Origin of the sequence: Mesorhizobium sp. M1A.F.Ca.IN.020.06.1.1, from assembly GCF_004023265.1 — a bacterium.
GTDB lineage: Bacteria > Pseudomonadota > Alphaproteobacteria > Rhizobiales > Rhizobiaceae > Mesorhizobium.
This window is the reverse complement of sequence record NZ_RZSR01000066.1, coordinates 1-11,637: the sequence shown is the minus strand read 5'-3', so window position 1 is coordinate 11,637 and position 11,637 is coordinate 1. Positions and strand designations below refer to the sequence as shown.

Genomic DNA, 11,637 nt, shown 5'->3' with positions numbered 1-11,637 from the left:
CCCCGCAACCCGTGGAGAGCTCTACCCAGCATGCGGGAATCAAGGCGCAAACAGCAAAAAAACGCAGATATTCTGCGGCACAGACGGACGTTTCGCGCAATGCAGCTTTCGGAATTTGATAGCGTTATGAGGGAAGGCGGACCGACACGGGAGAGTGCCTGGTCCAGCATTAGGAGATGTGGTCGAGATGAAAGTTCCAGGAATAGATAACGCAGTCATTCAGAAAGATCTTGCGTTTCCGATCGTTGAATTTCAGAGGCGTCTCAAAGCTGTTCGGCAGGAAATGGCGGAGAGAAGATTGGATCTCCTGGTTGTAAGCACTCCCGAAAACATCTACTACCTAAGCGGGTATCACACGGTCGGTTATTACAGCAGCCAATTCCTTCTCGTGCCGAGCGACGGAGACCCAATCCACATAACCCGCGGCATCGAGGAGACTAACGTCAAAGTCTTGTCGTGGATTGATCGATCCACAAGCTATATGGATCATGAGTCGCCTGTCGAGCTCCTGACGGCTACAATTCAAAGCATGGGCTGCGCCAATTCGGCCATTGGTGTTGAGAAAATAAGTTGGTTTCTTTCGATCCTTGACTACGAACGCCTGAAGCAGCTCCTTCACGGGGCAAGATTTGAAGATGGCTCCCACACGGTCGAGAGCGCCAGGGTGGTGAAATCAAACCTGGAACTTGAATGCATTCGACAAGCTGCCCGCATCGCAGATGCGGGGATGGAGGCTGGCATTGGCCAAATTCGTGCTGGCGCAAACGAAAATGATATTGCCGCCGAAATTCAGCGAGTCGTGACAAGAATGGGAAGCGAGTATCCGGGCTTGCCGATATTCGTTGCGTCGGGCGTTCGAACCAGCCACGCGCACGCAACCTGGTCCGGGAGACAAATTCTCGAAGGCGATCCCGTCCTTCTTGAAATCTCCGGTTGTGTTCGGCGCTACAGTGCAGCCCTCATGCGACTTGCCGTGGTCAAACAGGCGAGCCGCGAGTTAGAACGCATGGAAGAGGTATCCCGCAAGGCGCTCGAAAACATGATTGAGGCCATACGGCCGGGGCGTCCCTTGGAGGAAGTTTGGAATGTCTGGTCGAGGACCGTGACCGAAGGTGGCTATGAGGGGCGCTTCAAGAGAACAGGCTACTCAATCGGCATTAATTTCCCGCCTGATTGGGGAGAAGGCTATATGCTTTCTTTCAAACGGGGAGAAACTCGGACGCTGCGTCCGAATATGACATTTCATATCCCGTCTCTGGTGAAGGTCTTTGGTTTTGCTGACGCCGGTACGAGCGAAACAGTTCTTGTGACAGAGACGGGATGTGAAATACTCACCAATTGCAAGCGTCAGCTCTTCGTTTGTTGAACAAGGCAAAAGGTGGGGATCTCCGCCTTCAATCCGTCTTAGCCAAATCAGCTGCCGCAAAAGATGGTAGCTGGGGGAAGGTGAGCGCCGATCCAATGTTATTGGAGGTGGGACTTGGCTTGCCGGTCGTCGTCGCCGCCCGGCCGCAAGAAAAGATATTTCGCAAAATGGCCGCTTGAAACTGCTATGTTCATGAACGAGTAGCCAGTCGAGCTCGACTTGGGTGCATTAGCTAATGCCGAGGAAATCATGATCACTGAACACCGCATGTCGGTTGCTGGTATCTCAACGTCGTACTGCGAGAACGGAACCGGCGAGCCGATTGTCTTTCTGCACGGTGCTGGCTTCGGCGCAGAGGGAAAGAGCTCCTTTGTTCGGCAGTTGAACGGGCTTTCCGATCAGTTCAGGGTTATCGCGGTCGATCAGCTTCAGTGCGGCGGCACCGATGATCCCGCTGATCGCAAATTCATCAACCGGCTCGGTCGTGTGAACCACGTGATTGGCTTCATCGAATCCCTGGGGTTGAAGCAGATCACGCTCGTCGGCCATTCAGAAGGATCGTTCGTCGCCGCACGGGTCGCGATCATGCGTCCCGATCTCGTTTCCAAGCTGGTATTGCTGACCGCCAGCTCCGTCTCGCCTGCGTACGGAGACGACCGCGACGAAACCTGGTGGCAGGCGTACGGGCAAACTTACGACTATTCCGGCCCGATGCCGAGTGAAGAAGAATACATCTCCGGGTGGCGGAAAGCTACCCGCGCCTACGGTCAGGACGTGGAAGACGCCATGCGAGAGGCCTATCGGCGCGCTGTGGCGCGGGGACAGTACGAGATTCTCCTGAGCTTGCCGGAAGAAGAGACCAATCTCCGTCTCTATGTGGTGCTCCAGCAAAAATACATATTCCCTTACCTCGATCGGGTTCGGGCCAAGACATTGATTATCTGGTCCAAGAACGACGCCACCGTGCCGCCAGATCGCGGTGTGAAATTGGCAAAGCTGATCAAGAATTCGGATTTCCACCTGCTGAACGATGCAGGGCATAATGTCCAGATCGACCGGAGCGAAGCGGTGAATGCACTCATTCGTCATTTGCATGTGTAAATTGTCAGGCCAGGCGAAGCGCAACCTACTCAGCTCCTGATATTTTTGAGAGGGATCTGTTCTCACGGCTACGGCGGCCAAAGGCAATGGACATGTGGGCAGGCGCGCTAAGCAGTTTTCTGAGGCGGAGATGCCAAGAATGCTGCCTGTGGCCTATCAAGGCTGGCAGGGCGACTTAAGACGAGGCTGGCCTCACAAGTGTGGCATTGAAACAGCCGGAGGTTGGCGATGGATTTGACGACGCAACTCATCAGGCACGTTCTCGATTCTCGTTTCGAGACGATACCTAACGAGGCCGTTGAACGTGCCAAGCTCTCCATCCTCGACACGCTTGCCAGCGCGATCGGCGGATCGGACGACCAGATCGCTCACTTTGCTCGTCAACTGGGCGCCTTATCCGGAGGTAGGTCAGAATGCACCGTGTGGGTTTCCGGAGAAAAGCTTCCGGCCTGTTTGGCGGTTCTTATCAACGCCACGACAGCTAGGGCCATCGACTTCGACGATACCTACGAGCTTTGTATTAACGGCTGCCACGCAAGCGCGTATAACGTCCCGCCGGCGTTGGCACTCGCCGAACGTGATCCCTCTATCACCGGAAGTGAACTACTTGCTGCTCTCGTGATGGCTATGGATCTGCATATGCGTCTTGCGCGCAGCGTGACCACCAATTCTTTAAAAACCGGCCGCGACAACATGGTCGCGGTCTGGGGGACGACCGCCGTTAGTACCAAGTTGCTACGGCTTAACGAAGCGACAACCCGGAATGCGTTCGGTATCGCTTATGCCCACGCCGCGGGCGAAGTACAGATGTATGAAGAAGGCGCCCACACCGTGTCCCTGCAGCAGGGATTGCGGGCTCGCTCGGGATTGGAGTCGGCCTTTTCAGCCATGGTGGGTTTTAACGGGCCGCGTGAGCCATTCTTTGGAAAGTATGGCTTCTACAATGCCTTCGAGCCTGATTATGACCCCGATCTGCTTATGGACGGCCTAGGTTCCGACTATGTGAACGATTCGATTAGTTTCAAAGCCTGGCCGACCTGCAGGGCTATGCATCCGGGAATCGACGGATTGTTGCAATTGCGCGCAAGGCACAACTTCACAGGCGAGGATATCGTTTCACTCGAGCTCGGCGTGAATCACCTCGTTGCTGACAGTTATGTGGTCAAGCCGCGAGAGCAAAAATGGAATCCAAAGGATCCGGTCGTAGCCCGATTCAGTCTACCTTACGTTATCTCTGTGGCGGCGCAACACGGAAGAGTCGGGATCGGCGATTTTCGTCCTGAAGCGCTCCAAGATCCGGCCGTGCGTCGGATCATGGCTGCCACTCATATCGAAGTTGATCCAGAAATTGATAGGACTTACCACTTGTACCAAAACTCGCCGACAACAGTGAAGGTTAAGCTAAAGGGCGGCGCAGAACATTCCATTTTTGTCGACAAGCCGTTCGGCCATCCGGAAAACCCGGCTTCGCTCGCCGATGGTTTGCATAAACTCAAAGCTTGCGCCGAAACGTCCATCTTGCCGTTTTCCGATACACAGCTCGAGTTAATCGGAGAGTTCCTCGACGACCTTGATAACCGGCCCACGCTGGCGCCTCTATTCGAACTGCTTGTTGGCGGTAAGTAGTGAAGGGCTTTATGGAAACAGCGCTGGGTCTTGACGGTACCGGCCAGCGCGCTTGCGAACAACATGAAGCAGACTCAGCAGAAGCTCGTGGTGTCGTGGGGCGAGCGATCCCTGGCAGGCCTTTCCCCGCATTTGGGAATGCGGTTGTGACTTGGCCGCTGGTCGAGCCGTTCGTGTCTTCATGGCTCGGCACCGCCTCAAGTAGGCGAACAACCTCGTCGGCGCTCAGCACCACTGGCAGCGTGCGGTGTGCGGCAGACGATCCGTCCCGGAATCTCGGCATGGCCGAGCGTCGCGCCGTGGAAGAACCGAATTGCGCGCACCATCCGGTTCATCGCAGAGCACAAAATGCCGGTCGAGACCAGATACACCTGGAAAGCGCGGACCTCCTCAACGCCAAGCCGGTCCGGAGAGGTATCCGGAAAGCTTCGCCACCGAATGTGCGTAGGATTGTTGCCTTGTCCGCGACAAATTTTGGTCGGACGAGCGTATGTTGGCCATCTCAATACTCCTGCCCTCCAAGATTGCGCTTCAACACCACTATCCTCCTCTTTCTTCAACAGAAGCCTCGCCTGCAAACCCGTGCGCCATCTTCGTTCAATCCATCTGTGAGCGTCCGCCGCTCTACGCTTGATCGTGTCGTCTCGGTTGCGAAGCGGCCCAAGCCGTCAAGCCGGATGCCGATGCGTCACAAAGCGGGATTGTGCGCCAATGGCCGAAAAAACGCCGATTTCCTGTGTTGATGGAAGCACAATCGCTGCAAAGCAGCTCTTTTACGCTGGTACTAATAAAAGAGGAGCTGCATCGTCCGGGCTTTAAAAGGGAGCATCCAAATGTCGCAGGAACTCGAGTATCTCAGCCGCGGCGTTGCTGCGGGTCGGCTGAGTCGACGTGAATTTCTCGGCCGTGCGATGGCGCTCGGCGTGAGCGCCGCCTTCGCCAACTCGCTTCTAGCCGGCGCCGCGAAGGCGCAGGTACCGCAAAAGGGCGGCATTCTGAAAGCCGGCCTCCAGGGTGGTGCAGCTACTGACACCCTCGACCCGGCGTTCTTCCCCGGCGCGGTCCCGATCGCCTTCAGCAAATGTTGGGGCGAGTTGCTGATGGAAGTGACCCCGGACGGCGGTGTCGAAAACCGCCTCGCCGAGGAAATCGGCTCGTCCAAAGACGCCAAGACCTGGACGATAAAAATCCGCAAAGGGGTCGAATTCCACAACGGCAAGACGGTGACGGCGGAAGATGTGGCGGCAACGCTCCAGCGTCACTCCGATGCCAAGTCAAAATCCGGCGCGCTGGGCGTGTTGGGCAGCATCGACACCATCAAGGCGAATGGCGACGAGGTCGTCGTGACGCTGAAGGGTGGCAATGCTGACTTCCCTTATCTGATGACCGACTATCATCTCGTCATTCAGCCGAACGGGGGCAAGGACAATCCGGCCGCCGGCATCAGTGCCGGCCCCTACAAGGTCACGGTCAACGAGCCGGGCGTACGGCACGGCGGCCAGAGATTCAAGAACTTCTGGCAGGGCGAGAAGCGCGGGCACGCCGATCAGATCGAGATCATCGTCATTAATGACGCCACGGCGCGCATTTCGGCCCTGCGAAGCAACCAGGTCCACATGATCGACCGCGTGGAGCCGAAGATCGTCGATCTAGTCAAGCGTATCCCCGGCGTGACCGTCCAGAACGTTTCGGGGCGCGGATACTATTGCTTCAACATGTTCTGCGACACGCCTCCCTTCGACAACAACGATCTCAGGATGGCGCTCAAGCTAGCCATCGACCGCGAAGAGATGCTCGGCAAGGTCCAGCGCGGCTATGGTTCGGTGGGCAACGACTTCCCGATCAACGGAGCCTACCCGCTATTTTCCGACGACATCGAGCAGCGCGCCTTTGATCCGGATAAAGCCAAGTTCCACTATCAGAAGTCGGGCCACAGCGGTCCGCTCCTGCTGCGCACCTCGGACGTCGCCTTCCCGGGTGCCGTCGATGCCGCACAGCTCTTCCAGCAGAGCTGCGCCAAGGCCGGCATCACCCTCGAGGTCAAGCGCGAGCCGAGCGACGGCTATTGGTCCGAGGTCTGGTTAAAGCAGCCGTTCGCGACTTCCTTCTGGACCGGTCGCGCGACGCAGGATCAGGCATACTCGGTTGCCTATCTGTCGACGGCGGCATGGAACGACACGCATTTCTTCAACGAGAAGTTCGACAAGCTTCTCATCGAAGCTCGCGCCGAACTCGACCCTGACAAGCGCAAGAACCTCTATCGCGAGATGGCCATCATCGTCCGCGACGAGGGCGGGGTGATCGCGCCGTTCTTTAACCAATTCATCGACGCGACAGGGCCGGGCGTAAGGGGCTTCGTGAAGCATCCTGCGCGGGATATGAGCAACGCATCCGCATTGGCTGAATGCTGGCTTGAAGCCTGAACGCATGCCGATCAGCCGCACCATCGCTCCACCGAAAGAAAACACCGTTGACCGGAGGTTCTAGTTGATGTGGAGCGCGTAGCGGCTGCCGGCATGACGCTGCCGTAATGTCTTTCACCAGCGAGGACTTCGGTCGCCAGCAGCTCGTTGCCGCCGTTCCGAGAGGGGGCACTGCTCAGCGCCGCTTGCTGCTAGACGGTGCTCCGGCGGGGCCGCTGCCACCCTTTGATGTGAGGCTATCAAGGTGATCAGTGCGGGAAATCACGGCAGAAACGCCGATTTCCTGTGTTGGTGTAAGGACAATTCGAGGAAGGCGGCCCATTGACGCTGGTACTGGTACTCCAAACAGGGGCCAGTTGGCTCAGGCCCATGGGAGGGAGCATCAAATGTCGCAGGAACTCGATTACTTAAGCCGCGGCGTTGTTGCGGGCCGGCTGAGCCGACGTGCATTTCTTGGCCGTGCGACTGCGCTCGGCGTCTCAGCGACTTTCGCCAATTCGCTCCTCGCCAGCGCTGCGCGCGCCAAGGGGCCGATCCGCGGCGGCATCATTAAGGGCGGGCTCAAGGGCGGTGGGGCGACCGACAGCCTCGATCCGGCGACCTCCTCGACGTTGGTGGCAATCTTCGGCTACTGCTGGGGTGAGTATCTCGTGGCGCTGGCGCCCGATGGCGGACTGGAGAATCGCCTCGCCGAAGAAATCGGCTCGTCTAAGGACGCCAAGACCTGGACAATGAAGGTCCGTAAGGGGGTCGAGTTCCACAACGGCAAGACCGTGACAGCGGATGATGTGGGGGCGACGCTCGAGCGTCACTCCGACGCCAGGTCAAAATCAGGCGCGCTGGGCGTGCTGAAGAGCATCGACACGATCAAGGCGAATGGCGACGAGGTCGTCGTGACGCTGAAGGATGGCAATGCTGACTTCCCTTATCTAATGACCGATTATCATCTTGTCATTCAGCCGGACGGGGGCAAGGACAACCCGGGTGCCGGCATCGGCGCCGGTCCCTACAAGATGACTGTTAACGAGCCCGGCGTCCGCTACGGCGGCGAGCGCTTCGCCAATTTCTGGCAGTCGGACAAAATGGGCTTCGCCGACCAGCTTGAGATATTGGCCATCAACGACAACACGGCCCGCGTCTCCGCGCTGCAGGCCGGCCAAGTGCATATTATCAACCAGGTCGAGCCCAGGGTCGTCGATCTCATTAAGCGCGCGCCCAACTTGAAGGTCGAGGCCGTGTCGGGTCCGGGATACTATTGCTTCAACATGTTCTGCGACACGCCTCCCTTCGACAACAACGATCTCAGGATGGGGCTTAAGCTCGCCATCGACCGCGAGGAGATGCTCGATAAAATCCTGCGTGGCTACGGCACGGTCGGCAACGACTTCCCGATCAATGCCTCATATCGACTTTTCACCGAGAGCATCCCGCAACGCGAATTCGACGCCGACCAGGCCAAGCATTATTATAAGAAATCTGGTCACAGCGGCCCCATTCTTCTTCGGGTCGCCGACGCCGGCTTCCCTGGAGCGGTCGATGCAGCCCAACTCTACCAGCAGAGCTGTGCCAAAGCTGGCATCACCATCGAAGTCAGGCGCGTGCCGGACGACGGCTTCTGGTCGGAGGTCTGGAACAAGCAGCCCTTTTGCAACACGTACTGGTCCGGGCGCGCGACGCAGGACCAGATGTACTCGACCACCTATCTGTCGACGGCGGCATGGAATGACACGCACTTCTATAACGATAAGTTCGACAAGCTTCTCATCGAGGCGCGCGTCGAATTCGACGAGGACAAGCGCAAGAACCTCTATCGCGAGATGGCTATCATCGTTCGCAACCAGGGTGGCGTGATCATACCAATGTTTAACCAGGCCATCGACGCCATCTCCGGCAAGGTCGGCGGCTATGTCGGCGGACGCGACGAGCTGATGAACCGCTACGCGTTTGCCAAATGCTGGCTGATGGCCTGATGCGAACTCGCCCGGCGATGTCGCCCATCGTAGGACTGATCGCCCAGCGCATTGCGTTGGGCATCCTACTTCTTTTGCTCGTCTCGATCCTAATCTTCGCCGGGACGCAGATCCTACCGGGGGACGTCGCGCAATCGATCCTCGGCCAGTCGGCGACCCCGGAAGCTCTCGCCAATCTGCGCGCCGGACTTGGCCTCAACGATCCGGCCTATGTCCGCTACTTGCACTGGCTGGGCGGTGTGTTGACCGGCGATCTCGGGACCGCGCTCACCACGCGGCAGGACATTGCTGCGACGCTGCTGCCCCGGCTGTGGAACACGCTGTTCCTCGCCTTCTGTGCGGCGATCGTGGCTGTCCCGCTCGCCATTATCCTCGGGCTGCTGGCGGTGCGATATCGCAACGGCGTAATCGACAAGCTCATCTCCGGCTTTGCGCTTACCTCAACCTCGCTTCCCGAATTCTTCATCGGCTACCTCCTGGTCTATTTCTTCGCCGTGAAGCTGCAGTGGCTTCCGGGTATCTCCACTGTCTACGATGGCATGCCGTTCCTGGAGCGCATGAAGGCCATCGCCCTCCCGGCGACGGTGCTAACGCTCGTCGTGCTCGCGCATATGATGCGTATGACGCGCGCCGCGATCCTGAACGTGATGCAGTCGGCCTATATAGAGACGGCCGAGCTCAAGGGGCTGCGGCAGATCGAGATTATCCGCCGCCATGCATTTCCGAACGCCATCGCGCCGGTGATCAATGTGGTAATGCTCAACCTGGCCTTCCTGATCGTCGGCGTCGTCGTCGTCGAGGTGATCTTCGTCTATCCGGGCCTAGGCCAGTATCTCGTCGACCATGTTTCGAAGCGCGACGTGCCGGTCGTCCAGGCAGTTGGCCTGATCTTCGCGGCCGTCTATATCGGCCTGAATATCATCGCCGATGTCGGCGCGATCATCGCCAACCCGCGGCTGAGGCATCCCAAATGAGCGTGTCGGTACCCCCCCACGTCAAAGCGCGGCGCCCCATACCGATCGGCGCCGCGATCGGCCTATTCTTGACCGGATTGTTCCTCTTCGCGGCGATCTTCGCGCCGCTGATCGCGCCGCATCCGCTTGGCGGGATTGTCGGCGATGTATGGATGCCGATGTCCGGCGCGCACTGGCTCGGCACAGATAATCTCGGCCGGGACATGCTTTCGCGCATGATGTATGGCGCCCGCACCACGATCTTCATCGCGGCGGTTGCCACCACGCTTTCCTTTACGCTGGGGTCGATTCTCGGCTTCACCGCCGCTGTCGTCGGTGGCTGGTTCGACATGATGATGTCGCGATTCGTGGACCTGTTGATGTCGATCCCGACGTTGATCTTCGGCCTGGTCGTGCTCTCGGTGCTGCCAACCAATCTGGTGACGCTGATCCTGGTCATGGGCATCCTCGATTCGACCCGCGTCTATCGCCTGTCGCGGGCGGTCGCGGTTGATGTCAACGTCATGGAATACGTCGAAGCTGCCAAGCTGCGCGGCGAAGGCAGCGGCTGGATCATCTTCCGCGAGATCCTGCCCAACGCGCTGTCGCCGCTGGTCTCCGAACTCGGCCTGCGCTTCATCTACGCTGTGCTTTTCCTGTCGGCACTATCGTTCCTCGGCCTTGGCGTGCAGCCGCCGGACGCCGACTGGGGCGGCATGGTCAAGGAAAACAAGGACGGCATCGTCTTCGGCATTGGCGCCGCGCTCATCCCGGCAGCGGCGATCGCGATGCTGGCGATCTCGGTCAACCTCGTCGCCGATTGGGTGCTTAACCGTACAACAAGCCTAAAGGGAGGACGCGGCTGATGGCCGACAGCGCAGCAAACCGTGGCCTGCTGCTGGACATCCGCAATCTGCGCATCGAGGCCACGGTGTACCCACCCGGCGAGCCGCCGAACACGATCACTCTCGTCCGCGACGTCTCGCTGTCGCTGGAAAAGGGCAAGGTGCTCGGCCTGATCGGCGAATCCGGCGCCGGCAAATCGACTGTCGGCCTGGCATCGATGGGCTATGGCCGAGGCGGTGTGCGCATCGCCGGGGGGGAGGTCTTTCTCAACGGCCGCGATATCCTCAAAGGCGGCGTCCAGGAATTGCGCAAGGTGCGCGGCGGCGAGGTCTGCTATGTCGCGCAGTCGGCTGCGGCCGCTTTCAACCCTGCGCACCGGCTGATGGACCAGGTTGTGGAGGCGACGCTGTTGCATGGCGTGGCGGGCAGGGCCGAGGCAGAGAAGCGCGCAGTAGCGCTGTTTCGAAAACTCCGCCTGCCGGACCCCGAGAAGATCGGTCGCCGTTACCCGCACCAGGTTTCGGGTGGCCAATTGCAACGCGTGATGACGGCAATGGCGCTGTGCTCCGAGCCCGACCTGATCGTCTTCGACGAGCCTACTACGGCTCTCGACGTAACGACGCAGATCGATGTGCTTGCCGCGATAAAAGACGCGATCCGCGATACTGGCGTTGCTGCTCTTTACATTACGCACGATCTCGCGGTCGTTGCCCAGGTCTCCGACGAAATTATGGTGCTCCGCCACGGCGAGATGGTCGAGCATGGCGTGACGCGGCAAATCATCGAGGCGCCGCGGATGGATTACACCAAGGCGTTGGTGTCGGTGCGGTCAATCGAGCATAAGGAAAAGACGCCTGCGAACAATCCGGTGCTTGAAGTGAAGAATGTCACGGCGGCCTATGGCGGCCATGTGAAGGTGCTGCAGGACGTCTCGGTCGACGTCCATCCCGGTCAGACTCTGGCCGTCGTAGGCGAGTCCGGCTCGGGCAAATCCACGCTTGCCCGCGTCATCACCGGTCTGCTGCCGCCCATATCCGGCAGCATTGCCTTCTCCGGCCGCACGCTCACGCCGAGGCTCGCCGACCGCTCCAGGGGCGATCTGCGGGAATTACAGATGATCTACCAAATGGCCGATGTCGCAATGAACCCGCGCCTGACCATCGGCACCATCATCGGCCGTCCGCTCGAATTTTATTTCGGCATGCGCGGACGCGAGCGCGACGCCCGCGTGGCCGACCTTCTGGAAGAGATCGAGATGAGCAAGGGTTTCGTCGACCGCTATCCTGCAGAGCTTTCTGGCGGCCAGAAGCAGCGTGTCTGCATCGCCCGTGCGCTCGCAGCCAAGCCGAAAC

Annotated in this window: 8 protein-coding genes; all 8 read left to right on the top strand. The window is 59.0% G+C overall.

Translation table 11 applies throughout. The features are described 5' to 3' along the window. Positions 1 to 187 precede the first annotated feature (187 nt). Positions 188 to 1,366 (top strand): Xaa-Pro peptidase family protein, encoded by a 1,179-nt coding sequence (locus tag EOA60_RS05285; protein ID WP_164748149.1) that lies wholly within the window; start codon positions 188 to 190, stop codon positions 1,364 to 1,366. A 249-nt stretch (positions 1,367 to 1,615) separates the two neighbouring features. Next, entirely contained in the window at positions 1,616 to 2,467 is an 852-nt protein-coding gene (locus EOA60_RS05280) for an alpha/beta hydrolase (RefSeq protein WP_245479153.1), read from the top strand. Positions 2,468 to 2,695: 228 nt separating this feature from the next. Next, positions 2,696 to 4,093, top strand: a complete 1,398-nt coding sequence (locus EOA60_RS05275) for an MmgE/PrpD family protein (RefSeq protein ID WP_127334806.1) — start codon at positions 2,696 to 2,698, stop codon at positions 4,091 to 4,093. Positions 4,094 to 4,926: 833 nt separating this feature from the next. Further along, positions 4,927 to 6,516: an ABC transporter substrate-binding protein gene (locus EOA60_RS05270; RefSeq protein ID WP_127334807.1), complete on the top strand. Its 1,590-nt coding sequence runs from the start codon at positions 4,927 to 4,929 to the stop codon at positions 6,514 to 6,516. Positions 6,517 to 6,902: 386 nt separating this feature from the next. Beyond that, positions 6,903 to 8,486: an ABC transporter substrate-binding protein gene (locus tag EOA60_RS05265; protein ID WP_127334808.1), complete on the top strand. Its 1,584-nt coding sequence runs from the start codon at positions 6,903 to 6,905 to the stop codon at positions 8,484 to 8,486. Continuing rightward, positions 8,468 to 9,460 carry an ABC transporter permease gene (locus EOA60_RS05260; RefSeq protein ID WP_245502526.1) on the top strand — a complete coding sequence of 331 codons (993 nt, stop codon included), beginning with the start codon at positions 8,468 to 8,470 and terminating at the stop codon, positions 9,458 to 9,460. The genes EOA60_RS05265 and EOA60_RS05260 overlap by 19 nt, the downstream gene beginning before the upstream one ends. Next, positions 9,457 to 10,305 carry an ABC transporter permease gene (locus tag EOA60_RS05255; RefSeq protein WP_128311117.1) on the top strand — a complete coding sequence of 283 codons (849 nt, stop codon included), beginning with the start codon at positions 9,457 to 9,459 and terminating at the stop codon, positions 10,303 to 10,305. The genes EOA60_RS05260 and EOA60_RS05255 overlap by 4 nt, the downstream gene beginning before the upstream one ends. After that, the coding region (locus EOA60_RS05250) for an ABC transporter ATP-binding protein (RefSeq protein ID WP_164899193.1) at positions 10,305 to 11,637 on the top strand (1,333 nt) is incomplete at its 3' end. The genes EOA60_RS05255 and EOA60_RS05250, both read left to right, overlap by 1 nt.

What these genes read in the sequence shown, in the direction of transcription:
- EOA60_RS05285 (WP_164748149.1), top strand. Translation starts at nt 188, where the DNA reads ATGAAAGTTCCAGGAATAGATAACGCAGTCATTCAGAAAGATCTTGCG.
- EOA60_RS05280 (WP_245479153.1), top strand. Translation starts at nt 1,616, where the DNA reads ATGATCACTGAACACCGCATGTCGGTTGCTGGTATCTCAACGTCGTAC.
- EOA60_RS05275 (WP_127334806.1), top strand. Translation starts at nt 2,696, where the DNA reads ATGGATTTGACGACGCAACTCATCAGGCACGTTCTCGATTCTCGTTTC.
- EOA60_RS05270 (WP_127334807.1), top strand. Translation starts at nt 4,927, where the DNA reads ATGTCGCAGGAACTCGAGTATCTCAGCCGCGGCGTTGCTGCGGGTCGG.
- EOA60_RS05265 (WP_127334808.1), top strand. Translation starts at nt 6,903, where the DNA reads ATGTCGCAGGAACTCGATTACTTAAGCCGCGGCGTTGTTGCGGGCCGG.
- EOA60_RS05260 (WP_245502526.1), top strand. Translation starts at nt 8,468, where the DNA reads ATGCTGGCTGATGGCCTGATGCGAACTCGCCCGGCGATGTCGCCCATC.
- EOA60_RS05255 (WP_128311117.1), top strand. Translation starts at nt 9,457, where the DNA reads ATGAGCGTGTCGGTACCCCCCCACGTCAAAGCGCGGCGCCCCATACCG.